This is a genomic window from Azotobacter armeniacus, assembly GCF_054779355.1.
This window is the reverse complement of record NZ_BAAGYK010000103.1, coordinates 66,525-83,026: the sequence shown is the minus strand read 5'-3', so window position 1 is coordinate 83,026 and position 16,502 is coordinate 66,525. Positions and strand designations below refer to the sequence as shown.

The window sequence follows — 16,502 nt, the reverse complement described above, 5'->3', positions numbered from 1 at the left end:
GCAACCACTTGAGAAGGAGGCAGCGAGAACAGGGGCGCCCTGCGGGCGCCGCGCTATCCCTCCCCGCACTAGAAGTACGGGGTTTCTCGCGCAAATCGGATGAAGTCACCGGTTTCCGAGCGGGTGGCGCAGGAGGCGGTGCGCTGGCTGGTCGAGCTGCAGGATGGCGCCGACGAGCAACTGCGCCGGGACTGGCAGCGCTGGCGCGCGGCCGACCCCGAACACGAGCGCGCCTGGCAGCGTATCGAGAGCGTCAACCGGCGCCTGCGCGGCCTGCCGCCCGCGGCGGCGCGGGTCGCTGTGGAAGGCGCGCCGGCACACAGCCGCCGCCAGGTACTGGGGATGCTCGGCCTGGTCGCCGTCGCCGCGCCTGCCGTATGGCTGGCCGGCCACCAGGCGCAGCCCTGGCTGGCCGACTACCGCACGGGCGTTGGGGAACGCCGCGACATCACCCTGGCCGACGGCAGCCGGCTGAGCCTGAACACCGACAGCGCGGTGAACCTGCGCCAAGGCGCCGGCTCGCGCGAGCTTGAACTGCTGCGCGGGGAGATACAGCTCGAGGTCGCCGCCGGCGCATCCCCCTTCCGCGTCGCCACCGCCCAGGGTTCGCTGCTCGCCGAACAGGCCCGCTTCAACCTGCGCCAGTATGCCGATCACTGCCGGCTCGGCGTGCTGGAAGGCTCGGTGCAGGTGCGCTGCGCCGCGCGCCCGGAGCTGCAGGCGACGCTCGCAGCCGGCCAGCAGATCCGCTTCGAGAGCCACAGGCTCGGCACACCGCAGCCCTTCGAAGCCGCCGTCGCTGCCTGGCGCAACGGCATGCTGGTAGCCAGCAACATGCGCCTGGCGGACTTTCTCGACGAACTCGGCCGCTACCACAGCGGCTGGCTCGGCTGCGATCCGCGCGTCGCCGACCTGCGCCTGTCCGGCACCTACCCCCTGAGAGACAGCCGCGCCATCCTGGCGATGCTCGAAATCGCCCTGCCGGTCAGGATCCACCAGCGCACCCGCTATTGGATCAGCGTCCAGCCCCGCCACGCCTAGGGCCTGTCATCGCTTGTTTCCACGATTGCGTTGCCGCCGGAAATCGGCCCGGGCAGGACGCAGCCTGCGGGCAACGGTCGCTCCCTTGCCAAGGGCTACAACCGACAGGGACGGGGCCGATTTGGCGCAGTGCTGCGTTGCCTGTGGTTCATTCGGACCGATCGAACTTCTCTCCTCATGCAATCCACAGGAATGTGGTGCATGCAGCAAGCCGTCGCGGGAGCGGGGGCTGCCCTGCGCCAGATCGGACTCCATCGCGCCACGGACATAAGCGATGGCCGCCTTCAGAAAAAATTCTCATTCAGGCTGAGCCGTTTCGTCGTTTCGCGTGACAAGGGGAATAGAGACTCACTTTCATTTGCATTCAGGAACGCTGCATGACCTCCGTTTCCCGCTTCCGCTCCTCGCCCCTTGGCCCCAGCCTGCTTCTGGGCAGCGCCATCGCCTGCGCCGCCCTGCCCGTCCTGGCCCAGTCCGCCACCGACGCGCCGGCCGTCACGGCCCGCCAGTCCTTCGCCATCCCGGCCGGCCCGCTGGTCGAGGCGCTGAACCAGTTCGGCGAGCAGACCGGGCTGCTGATCGTCTTCACCCCGGAGCTGACCGAGGGCCGCCAGAGCCCGGGCCTGCAGGGCGAATACAGCCCGCGCGAGGGCCTCGAGCGGCTGCTCGCCGGCAGCGGCCTGCAGGCGGTTGCGCAAGGCGAGGGCTTCAGCCTGCGGCCCGTCGAGGCACCCTCCGCGCCCGCCACGGACGTTTCCGACCTGGGCACCGACACGGTGGTCGGCGACTGGCTGGGCGCGGGCGACGAGCAGGACGTGTTCAACCATCCTGGGGCGCGCGACGTGATCCGCCGCGAGCAGTTCGAGCGCTTCGGCGCCAGCAGCACGCGGGAAGTGCTCAACCGCATCCCGGGGGTCAACGCGCCAGAGAACAACGGCACCGGCAGCCACGACATGGCGCTGAACTTCGGCATCCGCGGCCTCAACCCGCGCCTGGCCAGCCGCTCCACAGTGCTGATGGACGGCATCCCGGTGCCCTTCGCCCCCTACGGCCAGCCGCAGCTGTCGCTGGCGACCGTCTCGATGGGCAACATGGACGCGGTGGACGTGGTGCGCGGCGGTGGCGCGGTCCGCTACGGTCCGCAGAACGTGGGCGGCATCGTCAACTTCGTGACCCGCGCGATTCCCGAGGACTTCAGCCTCAAGGGCGGCATCCAGACCGAGGTCAGCCCCTCCTCCAGCCAGGATGCCTGGAAGCGGACCGGTAACCTGCTGCTCGGCGGCACCGCTGACAACGGGCTGGGCGGTGTGCTGCTCTATTCGGGGGTGCGCGGCAGCGACTACCGGGAACACAGCGACACCCGCATCGACGACCTGATCCTCAAGGCCCGCTACGAGTTGAACGACGCCCACAGCCTGCACGGCATCGTCCAGTACTACGACGGCGAGGCGCAAATGCCCGGCGGTCTGAGCAAGGCCGACTTCGACGACGATCCCTACCAGTCCACCCGTCCGGTCGACGAGTTCTGGGGCCGGCGCCACCTGGTGGGGTTGGGCTACGACTACAGCGAAGGCGCCCGCAAGTTCTCGGTGAACGGCTTCTTCACCCGGACCCTGCGCAGCGGCTACCTGGACCAGGGCAGCTTCATTTCCCTGTCGCCGCGCTACTACTGGGTGCGCGGCATCGAAACCCGTTTCTCCCAGGGCTTCACCCTGGGCGAGAGCTGGCACGAGGTCAGTATCGGCCACCGCTTCATCAGCGAGGCCTCCCACGAAATGCGCTACCGGGAACCTCTGGGCAGCGGCCTGCCCGACACCGGCAGCCGCAACGACCGCGACACCCGCGGCTACACCCATGCCAACGCCTACTTCATCGACGACCGCATTGATATCGGCCGCTGGACCATCACCCCCGGCCTGCGCCTAGAGCGCATCCGCTCGGAGCAGACCAACAAGCTCACCGGGGAGAAATACGATGCGGACTACAACACCTCGCTGCCGGCGCTGAACGTGATGTATCGCCTGACCGACAGCCTCAACCTGTACTTCAATACCGAGGAGTCCTTCGGCTCGATCCAGTACAGCCAGATGCCCAACCGTGCCAAGGTGAGCGAGATCGAACCAGAAAAGGCCCGTACCTGGGAAATCGGCGCCCGCTATGACAATGGGGCGCTGAAGGCCGAACTGGGCGCCTTCCTGATCGACTTCGACAACCAGTACGACAGCAACCAGACCAACGACAACATCATCGCCCGTGGGGAAACCCGTCACAGCGGCATCGAGAGCAGCCTGGCCTACGACCTGACGGACCTGCACCCGGCGCTCACCGGCTTCGACGTCCATGCCACCTACGCCTATGTCGATGCGACCATCCGCGAATCCGGACCCAACCAGGGCAACCGCGTGCCCTTCTCCTCCAAGCACAAGGGCACCTTCGGCCTGGGCTATTCCCGCAACGGGCTGCGCCTGGACCTGGACAGCACTTTCCAGTCCAGCCAGTACGCCAACAACGAAAACACAGTCGAGGAAAGCCTCGACGGCAGCACCGGACGGATTCCCGGCCATGTCATCTGGAACGCCCGCGCCGCCTACGACTTCGGTCCCGGTGAGAGCGCCCTGAAGGTGGCGCTCGGGGTGAAGAACCTGTTCGACACCGAGTACTTCACCCGCTCCTACGACGACAACAACAGGGGCAAGTACCTGGGCCAGCCGCGCACGGTGTATCTGCAAACGTCGATGGGCTTTTAGTCCCAGTCCTTTCAAGGGCTTTGCGTAAACTCTTCCCCGATAATCGATCGGGAGGGTAAGACGATGTGGGGCGAAGTCCAGGCGCGGTTCGAGAAGCAGGCACCGGCCAGTGTCATGGCACGCCTGGCGCTAGCGCGGGCCATGACACTGGCCGACTGGGTCGGCGAGGCATTCGAGGCCCACCGGCAACGCCAGTATCCGCGCGAACTGCTGTTCTCCACGTGATGGCGCTGGCCCAAGCATGGGAGGGGAGAAATCCACGCCTGCCGTTATCCTGACCATCCCAGAAAGGTGAGTCTGAGTATGGTGAAAATACTCTAGCCGCCCGCGCCGTCGGGCCGCTCCAGGGGGAGATACTCATTACCCCGCTGGCCACGTTGATGATGCAAGGCATGGCCAGAACACTCAGCCCGAGTCGCTGGTAAAGCGGCAGCAGAGCGGAGGCGACGATCATGTAGGTGGTTGAACTGTCGCCATCGAGCGACACCATAAGGGTCAAGGCTGCGGCTCCGAACAGCACCATCAGGGGGTCACCTTTGGCCGGCTTGAGAATCCAGCGGACCAGCGGATCGAACAGGCCGTGTCGATCATGATGCCGAAATTGAGAATCGAGAAAGTCAGCATCACACCGGTGGGGGCGAGGCCGGCAAAAAACCGCCCACGAGCTAACCTACACGTATCCGCGGGCGCATGTTCAATGAACGGCGTCCCGCCCCCTGGTCAAAATTCAACTGGAACGGATGATCAATATTTAACCAGCGTCAATAAATCACTGCTCCCAGGAGACAACTCATGTTCGTCTCGTTCCGTCGATTCAGTGCCTTCACTACAGCGGCCATCACCGCAGCCGCACTCGCAACATCAGCCTTTGCGCTGGACACCGTCAAATTCATGGTCCCCGGTCCAGCCGGTGGCGGTTATGACCAGACCGCACGCATATTTGGCAAGGCCTTGATCGAGGCCAAGGCGGCAAAAGCAGTCACATTTGAGAACAAGGGAGGCGCAGGAGGAACGCTCGGGTTGGCGCAATTTGCCAACAGCACCAAGGGCAACCCGAATGCCCTGCTCATCGTCGGCGCTGTCATGGTCGGGGCCGTGGCACAGAACAAGCCGCCGATCACCTTGGAGCATGTGACGCCGATCGCGCGGCTTTTCAACGAATACAACGTGATTGCCGTGCGCAAAGCATCTCCCAACAAGACGCTGGACGACCTGCTGGCCGAATTCAAAGCCAACCCGTCCAGCGTCAAATGGGGTGGTGGATCCAGGGGTTCGGTGGATCACATCGGAATCGCCGAATTGGCGGGCAAGCTGAATATCCCAATCGACAAGGTGAACTACATCCCCTTCGGCGGAGGGGGCGAAGCCGTCGCGGCGACCCTGGGAGGCCACATCACGGCGATCACCGGCGGCTATGCCGAGCTTTCGCCATATATCGAGTCCGGTCAGTTCCGCGTACTCGCCGTCGGCTCGCCCACCCGCATTGCCGGTGTCGATGCACCGACGCTCAAAGAGCGGGGACTGGACATGACCATTGACAATTGGCGCGGTGTCTATGGTGCAGCCGACCTCACGCCTGCACAACGTCAGGAAGTAACCGACGCTGTCCTGGCCGCCACCAACACAAAAGTGTGGAAGGAAAATCTTCAAGCCAATGTATGGCTACCCAGCTTCATCAGTGGGGATGACTTTGCCAAGTTCGTTGAAGATGAGCACTCTCGCCTGCGCGACATGCTGATCAAGGTCGGTCTGCTCTGATATGACCCGTCCTCGAAAAGTATGGCCGGCACAGCTGGCGGTAGGCGTGAGCCTCATCTTCATAAGTGCGGTATTGGCGTTCGGTGCATTCCGTTTTCCTGCGGAGAAGGGGTTCACCATTCTGGGTGCTCACGTCTATCCCTATGCCGTGGCAGTGTTCCTGGGGATCGTAGGTGTATTGACAAGCCTTCAGGCTGTCACCGGTGGTTCCCGCGATCCTGCATACGACAGCGGCAGAGTTACCAAGGCCCTGCCCGGCGGCAAGACTGGAGCCTCCTGGGTTACAGCGGGTCTTGTGATCTCCGCCTTGCTCATTACTCATATCGGATTCGTATTGGCTGCGGCGCTGCTGTTTGCCTGTTCGGCACATGGGTTCGGTAGTCGGCGTCCGGCACGGGACCTTGCTATCGGCATCGCTCTGGCACTACCGGTCTACTGGCTTTTTACCATCGGGCTTGGAGTTTCCCTTCCGCCTCTTGTCAACGCCTGGATCTGAACCCGGCTCAAGGAGGTAACCATGTTGGAAATTTTCTCAAGCTTGATCACAGGCTTCACCACCGCGCTTACGCCGATCAATCTGCTATGTGGGTTTATCGGCTGCCTGCTTGGCACCGCGATCGGTGTCCTGCCGGGTATCGGACCGGCGCTGACGATTGCCCTGCTGCTGCCGATCACGGCCAAGGTCGATCCCACCGGCGCCCTGATCATGTTCGCCGGCATTTATTACGGCGCTCAGTTTGGAGGCTCCACAACCTCCATCCTGCTCAATACCCCGGGGGAGTCGGCCTCCATGGTCACAGCCCTGGAAGGCAATTCAATGGCACGCAATGGACGGGCAGGCCCCGCCTTGGCAACGGCAGCCATTGGTTCATTCGTTGCCGGAACGATCGCCACGGTCTTGCTGACCTTTTTTGCCCCCATTGTTGCCAACATTGCCCTGAGGTTCGGTCCTGCGGAGTATTTCGCGATTCTGGTGTTTGCCTTCACGACAGTGTCCGCGGTACTCGGATCTTCGCTGCTGCGAGGCCTCGCCTCGCTGGGCCTGGGACTGACCATCGGCTTGATCGGCCTGGACTCCCTCTCGGGCGTTGCCCGCTACACATGGGGGATACCCGAGTTGATCGACGGCATCGAGGTCGTACTCGTTGCCGTCGGGCTGTTTGCCGTCGGTGAAGCCTTGCATGGCGTGCTCTACCAGGGGGAAGAAACGGGCAGCCGGCATCGCTTGACTTCCGTATGGATGACCCGCTCCGACTGGAAACGATCGGTTCCGGCCTGGCTACGGGGAACGCTCATCGGCTTTCCGTTCGGATCGATTCCGGCAGGCGGCGCTGAAATTCCGACTTTCCTGTCCTATTCGGCCGAGCGCAAACTCAGCAAGCATCCGCAAGAGTTCGCGGCCAACAAGGGCAAGGGTGCCATCGAGGGCGTTGCCGGCCCCGAGGCAGCCAACAATGCGAGCGCAACGGGCTCGCTGGTTCCGCTGCTGACACTGGGCATACCAACCTCTGCCACCGCAGCGATTCTGTTGGCCGCTTTCCAGAACTACAACCTGCAGCCGGGCCCGCTGCTCTTCCAGACCTCAGGAGAGCTGGTCTGGGCTCTGGTTGCATCTCTGTACATTGGCAACACAATCCTTCTCGTGTTGAATTTCCCGTTGGTGGGCCTCTGGGTCAAGCTCCTCCAGATTCCCCGGCCTTATCTGAATGCCGGAATTCTGGTGTTTGCCACCATCGGCGTGTACGGCATGCGCCAGTCTTCCTTCGACCTCCTGCTCATGCTGGCGATCGGCTGGGTCGGGGTATTGATGCGTCGCCTTGATTTTCCCGTCGCCCCCGTGATCGTGGGCATGCTGCTAGGGCCCATGGCCGAAAGGCAGCTGCGCAACGCCCTGTCCATCAGCCAGGGAGACTGGCTCGTGTTCGTGACGCAACCAATTTCTGCCTCGTTCCTCGCGCTGACGCTGTTGGTTTTGATCGTCCCCCACCTGCTTCGCGCCCGCGGTATTCGTGTGCAAGAGGACGATTGACCGCAATCAACGGGCATCGGCATCCCATATCTTCCAAATGGAGAGCTGGTTTGGGTCGATCCTTGCCTTCCATGAAAGGCCAAAATCGACCCAGCCTGCCCTATACCTCGCTCTCAAACCTCGCATGCCCTGCTATCCAACGGCAAAGGCCTAGAGGGCAGCGGTTTGCTGAAGCGATAAAGCATCGCGCAGCACAACAGCAGTCCACCCACTGCCAGCAATCCGCCAACGGTGCCGACATTCGCAAGCCCCAACTGGCTGCTCACCGCGCCGCCCAGCAGGGCGCCGCCACCGATGCCGATGTTGTGGATACCCGAATGGAGGGCCATCGCCACGTCGGTGGCGTCCGGGGCCAGGGTCATGACCCTGGACTGCTGCACCATCCCGAAGCACATGATGGCGATCCCCCATGCCAGGCTCAGCGTGCCGAGCATCCAGGCGTCTTGGGCCAAAGGCAACAGCAGCAGCATGCACAGCGCCATGGCGGCGAGTGCAGTGACCTGCAAGCCGTTCGGGGTCCGGTTGTAGAAACAGCTGAATACCAGGGAGCCGATGATGCCGGCACCGCCGAAGAGCAGCAGCAGGATCGTCGTCGCCTCGCCGGTCAGATGCCCGACAGCCTCGGCAAAAGGCTCGATATAGGTGTAGGCCGTGAAATGCGCGGTGATCACCACGGCGGTCAGCGCGTAGCACGCCACCAGTGCCGGGCGCTTGAACAGCACCGGGAGGCTCTGGAGTGAACCCGAGTTCTGGCTGGGCAGTGGCGGCAGCGTCCTGGCCAGGCACATCAAGGCCAGCGTGGCGAACACCGCAATCGCCGAGAATGTCGTGCGCCAACCGAGCGTCTCGCCCACCACGCGCCCCAGTGGAATGCCCAGCACCATGGCCAGAGATGCGCCGGTTGCCAGCAGGCCAAGGGCTTGCGACTGTTTGCCCGGCGGAGCGACACGCACGGCCAGGGAGGCGGTGATCGACCAGAACACGGCATGTGCAAGGGCGACGCCGATCCGGCTCAGCAACAGGACGGCGAAGCTGGAAGCCACAGCCGAAAGGACGTGGCTGGCGACGAACAAGGCGAACACGAACATCAGCAGCCGGCGCCGATCGATGTTGCGCGTCAGAAGCATCATCGGCAGCGACGTGAGGGTGACCACCCAGGCGTAGATCGTCAGCATCAGGCCGGCCTGGTCGGTCGACAGCTCGAAACTGCCGCCAATGGCGCTCAGCAAGGCGACGGGAATGAACTCGGTTGTATTGAAAATGAAGGCTGCCAGGGCCAGCGCAACCACGCTCAGCCAACTGCCGGCAGGGGCATTCGGGGGTGTGTTCATTTAACGATGACCTTCAAAAGGGAGGCGCCAGGGGCCGTCCGCCGGGCATGGGAAGAACACACCAAGCGCCTGTTCGCAAAATAGGGACACGCACCCACACCCAAAACGCAGACGCGACAACACCCTCCGCCCACGGCTTGAAGCCGGGACGCAGCGGCACAGCACGCAGCGAGGAGATTTATTATGGGTATGGGGGAGACAGCCAGACGAGGCGGATTCTATGTCGCACCTGTCTGTACCACAACATGCCTACCAGGGCCGTGCTCTACTACCTGACAGCCGGTATCTCGATGGGCTCAATGTAGCCCGACACTTCCATCGTTTGGCTGATCGAAAACCGACTTCGAACACCCGCTAACCAACTTCTGCCAGTGGTTACCGGCAGGTTTGGGTCGTTCTAGCCGGTCGAGCGATCTGCGCAAGTAATGAGCTCGGTCCAGTGGTAACCCCTGGCGAGCATGCCGCCTCTTTGCTCTTGGCGCGGACCCAAGGCGGACAAGCCCAAGGAAGGAGGCACTGGGCCGCCCCGAGCAATCAGGGCTTCAAGAAACGGACACGCAGGCGCCCTTTCCGATCTCCCAAGGGCGCCTCGCCTCGGCGGATCAGGAACCGGCGGCGCTATCGGTGCCGGTGCCGGTGCCGGTGCCGGTGCCGGTGCCGGTGCCGGTGCCCGGGACTGTAGCGGGGGCGGGGGCGGGGGCGGAGCCGACGCCGGTACCGGTTGCGGAGCCGCCCACGCTCCAGACGCCGGCCAGGCTCTGCATCAGCGGACCGGCCACGCCCTGGCTGCCGAGGAACTGCAGCAGGATGGGCGCGAACTGGCCGGCCAGGCTGGCGTCCATGCCCAGAGCGGAGAAGGCCTGGTTGACGTCCTGCATGCTCTGGACGTTGCCCAGCAACTCGCCGGTCTGTTCCAGTTCGACGGACTGTTCGGCAGTCGGCTCTGCGGACTTGCCGAGCAATCCACCGAGGCCGCCGCCGAGGCCACCACCCAGCGCGCCCAGGCCGCCGAGAGCGCCGAGCTGGTCCAGCGCGTTGTTGCCGGTGAGGTGTTCAATGCCGGGGACTGACTCGGTCAGCTGCGCATAATCGCTGCCCTTGAGCTGGCTGTGCGCCAGCCCCAGCAGGGCTCCGGTGCCGCCCAGCATCTGCAGCGGCGTGATGGGAAGCGCGCTCAGGGCCTGGACCAGCCCGAGCACCTGCGAGGTCTTGTCATCGGCAGCAGCCTCGCCGGCCGGCTCGCCCTTGAGGGCGGAAACCGCCTGGGCTGCGGCGTTCAGGTCGAAGGCGAAGGCCGGGACGCTCGCCAGGCCCAGCAGGGCGACCAGGGCAATGGAGGGGGACGCGTTCATCGGGTGAAACCTCTCGACTCGGGATGCAGGCGCCGCCCGCCCGGCAGCGCAAGGGTCGGGCGGGCAGCAGGAATGGGCAGGATGATTCATGGGCCGGGCATGGGCGGCGGCGCAGTCAATCGCACACGCGACGGTCCGCAGGCTCTGCGGCGGCATTTCTGTGACAACCCACTCGGACACGACCTCCAGGATGGGATAGTGGATCGAGGACGGCCCTATGGTCGGTCATCGCCTTCCCGCCCGCAATAGCTCCCCGTCGAACAAGCGTACCGGCCCATTCAGTTTGGTTTAAGTCGGTCTGGCTAGAGTGAAGCCCATCGAAAGCCGACGATCAGGAGAGCCAAGATGAAAACCCTCACTGCCCGTTCACCACCACCCTGCTCGCCGCCACCGCCGGCCTGACCCAGGCCCGTGACCTCGGCCCAGACGAAGCCATGAAGCTGGTCGAGGCCGGCACCATCCAGCCGTTCGAGAAACTCAACGCCGCGGCACTGGCCAAGCACCCGGGCTCGACCGTCCGGGAAACCGAGCTGGAGGAGGAATACGGCCGCTACATCTATCAGGTCGAGCTGCGCGACGCCCAGGGCGTGCACTGGGATGTGCATCTGGACGCCGGCAACGGCCAGGTGCTCAAGGAGCATCAGGACGACTGAACGGCCGGACGGTGGGGCTGAGGGGAATTGATCGAGCGCCCTGCTTCCGCTCAGCCCCCCCTTCCCCACCGGCTCACCTTTCATCACCAGCACTCCGGTCGTTTGCATACGGAGCGACCACATCTGCGAGCCAGCCCGATCGGTCCCGTTCGAGCCGAAGCAGCTTGTCGCGATGGGCGGCAACCGGTCCAGGCCGTGTGAAAACTACTGCGCTCGGCGATGCTGCGTTGAAATCAGGCTCAGAATGCTCATTTACAGCATGTGAACTGCACTTCTTCGTCTGATTTCGCCTGGCCTGGCCTTCGCTCGCTACGCTTTCACACGGCCCGGCCAGAAACGGTCACTTCATAGAAGGCACAGACCAGCGACAACCTTCGCGGAGGCTGGCCCAGTTATCCTTCTCACCCCCACCGTGAAGGAATTCCGCACATGCTGATCGTCGAGGATGTGCGCAAGTCGTTCGTCACCGCCCAAGGCAGCCTGCCGGTGTTGCGTGGAGTTGATCTGCAGCTGCCGACGGGCACCAGCCTTGCGCTCATGGGCGAATCCGGCAGCGGCAAGAGTACGCTGCTGCACCTGATCGCCGGGCTGGAGCGTCCCGACAGCGGACGTATCCTGGTCGACGGCGAGCCCCTGCATGGGCGCCGTGAAGCAGAGCTGGCGCGCTGGCGGCGCGAAGGCATCGGCCTGGTGTTCCAGCAGTACAACCTGATCAGCAGCCTCAGCGTGGCGGCCAACCTGGCCTTCCAGGCGCGTCTGGCCGGGCGCCATGACCCGGCCTGGGTTAAGCATCTGGCCGAGCGCCTGGGTCTTGCGCCATTGCTGCAGCGCTATCCCGAACAACTCTCCTGCGGCCAGCAGCAGCGCGTGGCCATCGGCCGGGCACTGGCGGCAAGACCGTCGCTGGTGCTGGCCGACGAACCTACCGGTAGCCTGGATGAAGCCAGCAGCGAAGCGGTGCTCGACCTGCTGCTGCAACTGGTCGGCGAAACCGGCAGCAGCTTGTTGATGGTCACCCACAGCGCACGCCTGGCGTCGCGCCTGGCGCGCCGCCTGTACCTGCACTTGGGCCGAGTACAGCCCCGGGAGGCTTGATGGATATATTGCGGATCAGCCTGCTGGCCCTGCTCAGCCACTGGCGGCGTCACCCGTTGCAGTTCTTCAGCATCCTCACCGGCCTGTGGCTGGCCACCGCATTGTGGACTGGAGTGCAGGCGCTCAACAGCCAGGCCCGGGCCGATTATGCCCGCGCCAGTGCGGTGCTCGCCGGGCCGGCGCAAGCCCAACTGGTGGCGCGCCAGGGCGAGCGCTTCGACCAGGCTGCTTATGTGCAGCTGCGCCGCAGCGGCTGGCCGGTTTCGCCGGTACTGGAAGGACGCCTGCGCTTTGCCGGCGAGGAGCCGCCCGGCGAGGAGCCGCTCAGCGTGCAACTGCTCGGTATCGAGCCGCTGACTCTGCCGCAGGGCACCTCGGTGGCCGGGCAGCCCGGCAGTTCGTTCGACCTCGGCGCTTTTATCGGCACGCCGGGACAGGCCTGGATCGCCCCGGATACCCTGCAGCGCCTCGGCCTGCAACCGGGGGAGCAGGCGCTCACCAGCGACGGCCAGCGCCTGCCGCCCTTGCAGGTGCAAGCGCAACTGGCGCCCGGTGTGATCGTCCTCGACATCGGCCATGCACAGGCGCTGCTGCAGGCGCCAGGGCAGGTCTCGCGATTGCTGCTATCGGCGGATTTCGCTGCCCGGCCGCCAACCCTGCCGGCCGAGCTGGCGCCGCTGTTGCAGCTGCAGCCGCCGACCGATGGCGATGACCTGCAGCGCCTGACCGATAGCTTTCACCTCAACCTCACCGCCCTCGGTCTGCTGGCCTTTATCGTCGGTCTGTTCATCGTGCATGCCGCCATTGGCCTGGCCCTGGAACAACGTCGCGGCCTGCTGCGCACCCTGCGTGCCTGCGGCGTGAGCCTGAGCGGGTTGATCGGCGCGCTGGCCGTGGAGCTGGGCCTGTTCGCCCTGCTCAGTGGTCTGGCCGGGGTGGTCAGCGGTTACCTGCTGGCCAGCCTGCTGCTGGACGATGTCGCTGCCAGCCTGCGCGGCCTGTATGGCGCGGAAGTGTCCGGGCAATTGAGTCTGTCGCCGCAATGGTGGCTGGCGGGGATCGCCATGAGCCTGCTCGGCGCGCTACTGGCCGGGTGCGGCAGTCTGTTGCGCGCCGCCCGTCTACCGCTCCTGGCGCTGGCGCAACCGCAGGCCTGGCGCTTGGCCCAGGGCCTGTGGTTGAAGCGCCAGGCGCTGTTGGCCGCCATACTCTTGCTGTTGGCCGCCGCCTGCTGGCAGTTCGGCGACAGCCTGCTCGGCGCCTTGCTGATGCTAGCCGCACTACTGCTGGCGGCGGCCTTGTTGCTGCCAGCACTGCTTGACGCCGCACTGGCCCTGCTGGCGCATTATTGCCGTGGGCCGCTGGCCGAGTGGTTCGTTGCCGACAGCCGCCAGCAGCTGCCGGCCCTGGCGCTGGCGCTGATGGCCCTGCTGCTGGCGCTGGGGGCCAGCGTCGGGGTCGGCAGCATGACCGAGGGCTTTCGCAAGACCTTCGTGGGCTGGCTCGACCAGCGCCTTTCCGCCGACCTGTACCTGGCGCCACGCGACACCGCGCAGGCGCTGGAAATCAGTGCCTGGCTCGCAGGCCGGCCTGGCGTCAACGCGATCCTACCGAACTGGCGTGTCGATCTGCGCCTGCAGGGATGGCCGGTGCAGGTGCAGGGCATCGTCGACCACCCCAGCTACCGCCAGCAATGGCCGCTTCTGGAGCAACGGGCCAATGCCTGGACGCAACTGGCCACAGGGCAGGGCGCCATGCTCAGCGAGCAACTGGCGCGGCGTCTCAAGCTGGGGCTGGGTGACAGCCTGCGGCTGCCGGCCACGGAGGGCGAGCAGCGCCTGACCGTGGTGGGGCTGTACGCCGACTACGGCAACCCCAAGGGTCACGTGCTGGTGAACGCCGACTGGCTGCGCCGCCACTGGAGCGAGGCGAGCCTGGGCAATCTCAGCTTGCGAATGGTGCCGGAGCAGGTCGCCGCACTGAAGGAGCAGCTTGAGCAACGCTATGGCCGCGATGGCACGCGGCTGATCGACCAGGCCTCGCTCAAACGCTGGTCGACCGAGGTGTTCGAGCGCACCTTTGCCGCCACCGCCACGCTCAACAGCCTGACCCTCGGTGTGGCGGGCGTGGCCCTGTTCATCAGCCTGCTGACCCTGGGCCACAGCCGCCTGGGCCAGTTGGCGCCACTCTGGGCGCTGGGTGTTGGCCGCGCGCGACTGGTCTGGTTGATTCTGGGGCAAACGCTGATGCTGGCCAGCCTGACCGTGCTGCTGGCGATGCCCCTGGGCTTGCTGCTGGCCTGGTGCCTGGTGGCGGTGGTCAATGTGCAGGCCTTCGGCTGGCGCCTGCCGCTGCATGTCTTTCCTGGGCAATTGCTGCAACTGGGCCTGCTCGGCCTGCTCACCAGCCTGCTCGCTGCTGCCGGGCCACTCTGGCAACTGGCGCGGCGCCAGCCCGCCGATCTGCTGAGGCAATTCGCTGATGAACACTAGACGCGGCCTGGCCCTGGGCGCCGCCTTGCTGCTGGGTGCCTGTGACGATGCGCCAGAACCGCACAGCGGTTTCGCCGGCCTCGGCCAGGACGCCGCCGCTTTCACTCAAGTCGAGCGGGGACGTCCTCTGCAGTTCCCGGCCGACCACGGCGCCCATGATGGCTACCGCATCGAATGGTGGTACGTCACCGCCAACCTCACCGACGAGCAGGGCCGCGACTGGGGCGTGCAATGGACACTATTCCGCTCGGCGCTACGCCCGGGCGCCGAGGAGCCCGACTGGAACAGCCCCAACCTGTGGATGGGCCATGCCGGCCTGAGCAGCCCGTTCGGCCATCAGCACGGCGAAACCCTGGCCCGCGGTGGCATCGGCCAGGCGGGCGTCGAGGCGCAACCCTTCCGGGCCTGGATCGACGATTGGTCACTGCACGGCACGGCTGGCGAAGGGCTGGAGCACTTGCAGATGCAGGCATCCGGTACGAACTTCCGCTATCGCCTGCAACTGGTCAGCGACGGCCCGCTGGTGCTGCACGGCGAGCAGGGCTACAGCGAAAAATCCGGGCAGGGGCAGGCGTCCTATTATTACAGTCAGCCGTTCTACCGGGTCAGCGGCGAGATCGAGCGCAGTGGCCAGCGTTACCAGGTCACCGGGCTGGCCTGGCTGGATCGGGAGTGGAGCAGCCAGCCGCTGGCCGCCACGCAACAGGGGTGGGACTGGTTTTCCCTGCACCTGGACGGTGGCGCCAAGCTGATGCTGTTCCAGGTGCGCCAGACCGACGGCCAGCACTACCGCGCCGGCACCTGGATCGCCTCCGACGGCCGCGCTCAGCCGCTGCGTGGCGAACAGATCCAACTCAGCGAGCAAGGTTGGACGCGCCAGGAAAACGGCCGCAAGGTGCCGACCCGCTGGCGCGTTCAGGTTCCCGATCACAGCGTGGATGTGCAGGCCGAGGCCACCCAGCCGCGAGCCTGGATGGACACCTCGTTTCCCTACTGGGAGGGACCGGTGCGCCTGAAGGGCAGCCCCGGCGGGCGCGGCTATCTGGAAATGACCGGCTACTGAAATGGGCTGGCGCTGCGAGCGGCTGCTTCGGGCCCCTCTGCACTACGTGCCCAGGCCAAAGGCGGCCAGATATCGGCCGCGCGGCTGTCGCGATGCGGTGGGTAAGCCGTGCTTCAAGAGCAGCACGTAGGTTGGGGTGAGCTTGCGAATGCGAGTATTCTCCCGGCTAGTTCGTGCTTCTCCGGCAGGCGGCGGAAGTTGAAGATCGTGTGGTGATTTCGCCCGGAATACGCTACAGCTCCAGGCCGGCGAACGGCTCCAGAACGGCGCGGGCACGAGTAGCGTCCTGCTCGGCAGTCCAAGCTTGAAGGTAGGCTCGGCAAGACCTACCAGTTGCCCATCAACAACGCGTCCAACACCCTGCACGGCGGCCCGGACAGCTTCGACGCCAAGGTGTGGTCGGTGAAGCCGGTCAGCGTGCCCGACGGCGTGGGCGCGGAGCTGACCTACGTGAGCAAGGACGGCGAGAACGGCTTTCCCGGCACGCTCACCACGCACGTGCGCTACATCCTCGACGACAGCGACGCGCTGCACATCCAGTACAGCGCCACCACCGACCGCGCCACCGTGGTCAACCTGACCAACCACAGCTACTTCAACCTGGCCGGCGAAGGCTCCGACAGCGTGGAGGACCGGGTGATCGAGATCGCCGCCTCGCGCTACATGCCGACCGACGCTACCTCGATCCCCAGAAGAGCGGCCGCGTGCTGGAGGACTACACCACCCAGCCGGGCCTGCAGTTCTACACCGCCAATTTCCTGGACGGCGGCGTGGTCGGCAGCGGCGGCAAGACCTACCGCCAGAGCGACGCCTTCGCGCTGGCGGCCGAGTATTTCCCGGATTCACCGAACCAGCCCGACCTCCCGAGCACGGTGCTGAGACCGGGCCAGACCTTGCAGGAAGAGACCGTACTGCGCTTCTCGGTCCGGTGACTTCAACGC

11 protein-coding genes and 3 pseudogenes are annotated in these 16,502 nt (G+C 65.3%); 11 read left to right on the top strand and 3 right to left on the bottom strand.

Annotated features, from left to right (window positions below; all coding sequences use genetic code 11):
* The first annotated feature begins 99 nt into the window (after window positions 1-99).
* From ACYVD0_RS14065 to ACYVD0_RS14055, 3 genes are all read left to right on the top strand, one after another.
* A complete protein-coding gene (locus ACYVD0_RS14065) occupies window positions 100-1,041 on the top strand; it encodes a FecR family protein (protein ID WP_460427377.1) in 942 nt (313 codons plus the stop codon).
* Between the two features lie 377 nt (window positions 1,042-1,418).
* Window positions 1,419-3,788, top strand: a complete 2,370-nt coding sequence (gene fecA, locus ACYVD0_RS14060) for a TonB-dependent Fe(3+) dicitrate receptor FecA (protein ID WP_460427376.1) — start codon at window positions 1,419-1,421, stop codon at window positions 3,786-3,788.
* Window positions 3,789-3,851: 63 nt separating this feature from the next.
* Window positions 3,852-4,013 (top strand): hypothetical protein, encoded by a 162-nt coding sequence (locus tag ACYVD0_RS14055; RefSeq protein ID WP_460427379.1) that lies wholly within the window; start codon window positions 3,852-3,854, stop codon window positions 4,011-4,013.
* Window positions 4,014-4,107: 94 nt separating this feature from the next.
* On the opposite strand, the pseudogene ACYVD0_RS14050 reads toward ACYVD0_RS14055, so the two are convergent.
* Window positions 4,108-4,430: pseudogene (locus ACYVD0_RS14050) on the bottom strand (SLC13 family permease); the annotation flags it as partial.
* 150 nt (window positions 4,431-4,580) lie between these two features.
* Here ACYVD0_RS14050 and ACYVD0_RS14045 point away from each other — a divergent pair.
* From ACYVD0_RS14045 to ACYVD0_RS14035, 3 genes are read left to right on the top strand one after another with little or no spacing between them, the layout of a single operon-like run.
* The gene (locus ACYVD0_RS14045) at window positions 4,581-5,546 is read left to right on the top strand and encodes a tripartite tricarboxylate transporter substrate binding protein (RefSeq protein WP_460427375.1); all 966 of its coding nucleotides are present in this window, start codon (window positions 4,581-4,583) and stop codon (window positions 5,544-5,546) included.
* A gap of 1 nt (window position 5,547) precedes the next feature.
* Window positions 5,548-6,042 carry a tripartite tricarboxylate transporter TctB family protein gene (locus ACYVD0_RS14040; protein ID WP_460427374.1) on the top strand — a complete coding sequence of 165 codons (495 nt, stop codon included), beginning with the start codon at window positions 5,548-5,550 and terminating at the stop codon, window positions 6,040-6,042.
* A gap of 21 nt (window positions 6,043-6,063) precedes the next feature.
* Complete coding sequence (locus ACYVD0_RS14035) at window positions 6,064-7,575, top strand: tripartite tricarboxylate transporter permease (RefSeq protein ID WP_460427373.1); 1,512 nt, start codon at window positions 6,064-6,066, stop codon at window positions 7,573-7,575.
* A gap of 113 nt (window positions 7,576-7,688) precedes the next feature.
* Here ACYVD0_RS14035 and ACYVD0_RS14030 read toward each other — a convergent pair whose 3' ends face one another.
* Both ACYVD0_RS14030 and ACYVD0_RS14025 read right to left on the bottom strand, forming a co-directional pair.
* Window positions 7,689-8,906 (bottom strand): sugar efflux transporter, encoded by a 1,218-nt coding sequence (locus ACYVD0_RS14030; RefSeq protein ID WP_460427372.1) that lies wholly within the window; start codon window positions 8,904-8,906, stop codon window positions 7,689-7,691.
* Between the two features lie 602 nt (window positions 8,907-9,508).
* Entirely contained in the window at window positions 9,509-10,258 is a 750-nt protein-coding gene (locus ACYVD0_RS14025) for a DUF2780 domain-containing protein (RefSeq protein WP_460427371.1), read from the bottom strand.
* A gap of 345 nt (window positions 10,259-10,603) precedes the next feature.
* Between ACYVD0_RS14025 and ACYVD0_RS14020 the strand changes: the two are divergent.
* From ACYVD0_RS14020 to ACYVD0_RS14000, 5 genes and pseudogenes are all read left to right on the top strand, one after another.
* A pseudogene (locus ACYVD0_RS14020) lies at window positions 10,604-10,911 on the top strand (PepSY domain-containing protein).
* Between the two features lie 429 nt (window positions 10,912-11,340).
* Window positions 11,341-12,006: an ABC transporter ATP-binding protein gene (locus ACYVD0_RS14015; protein WP_460427370.1), complete on the top strand. Its 666-nt coding sequence runs from the start codon at window positions 11,341-11,343 to the stop codon at window positions 12,004-12,006.
* Window positions 12,006-14,498: an ABC transporter permease gene (locus ACYVD0_RS14010; protein WP_460427369.1), complete on the top strand. Its 2,493-nt coding sequence runs from the start codon at window positions 12,006-12,008 to the stop codon at window positions 14,496-14,498. The genes ACYVD0_RS14015 and ACYVD0_RS14010 overlap by 1 nt, the downstream gene beginning before the upstream one ends.
* A complete protein-coding gene (locus ACYVD0_RS14005) occupies window positions 14,488-15,561 on the top strand; it encodes a lipocalin-like domain-containing protein (protein WP_460427368.1) in 1,074 nt (357 codons plus the stop codon). Before ACYVD0_RS14010 ends, ACYVD0_RS14005 begins: the two co-directional genes overlap by 11 nt.
* A gap of 333 nt (window positions 15,562-15,894) precedes the next feature.
* Window positions 15,895-16,493 (top strand): annotated as a pseudogene (locus ACYVD0_RS14000) (aldose epimerase family protein).
* Window positions 16,494-16,502 lie beyond the last annotated feature (9 nt).

Bases quoted from the DNA above. Each gene is read 5' to 3' on its own strand.
- ACYVD0_RS14065 (WP_460427377.1), top strand. From the start codon at position 100: ATGAAGTCACCGGTTTCCGAGCGGGTGGCGCAGGAGGCGGTGCGCTGG.
- fecA (WP_460427376.1), top strand. From the start codon at position 1,419: ATGACCTCCGTTTCCCGCTTCCGCTCCTCGCCCCTTGGCCCCAGCCTG.
- ACYVD0_RS14055 (WP_460427379.1), top strand. From the start codon at position 3,852: ATGTGGGGCGAAGTCCAGGCGCGGTTCGAGAAGCAGGCACCGGCCAGT.
- ACYVD0_RS14045 (WP_460427375.1), top strand. From the start codon at position 4,581: ATGTTCGTCTCGTTCCGTCGATTCAGTGCCTTCACTACAGCGGCCATC.
- ACYVD0_RS14040 (WP_460427374.1), top strand. From the start codon at position 5,548: ATGACCCGTCCTCGAAAAGTATGGCCGGCACAGCTGGCGGTAGGCGTG.
- ACYVD0_RS14035 (WP_460427373.1), top strand. From the start codon at position 6,064: ATGTTGGAAATTTTCTCAAGCTTGATCACAGGCTTCACCACCGCGCTT.
- ACYVD0_RS14030 (WP_460427372.1), bottom strand. From the start codon at position 8,906: ATGAACACACCCCCGAATGCCCCTGCCGGCAGTTGGCTGAGCGTGGTT.
- ACYVD0_RS14025 (WP_460427371.1), bottom strand. From the start codon at position 10,258: ATGAACGCGTCCCCCTCCATTGCCCTGGTCGCCCTGCTGGGCCTGGCG.
- ACYVD0_RS14015 (WP_460427370.1), top strand. From the start codon at position 11,341: ATGCTGATCGTCGAGGATGTGCGCAAGTCGTTCGTCACCGCCCAAGGC.
- ACYVD0_RS14010 (WP_460427369.1), top strand. From the start codon at position 12,006: ATGGATATATTGCGGATCAGCCTGCTGGCCCTGCTCAGCCACTGGCGG.
- ACYVD0_RS14005 (WP_460427368.1), top strand. From the start codon at position 14,488: ATGAACACTAGACGCGGCCTGGCCCTGGGCGCCGCCTTGCTGCTGGGT.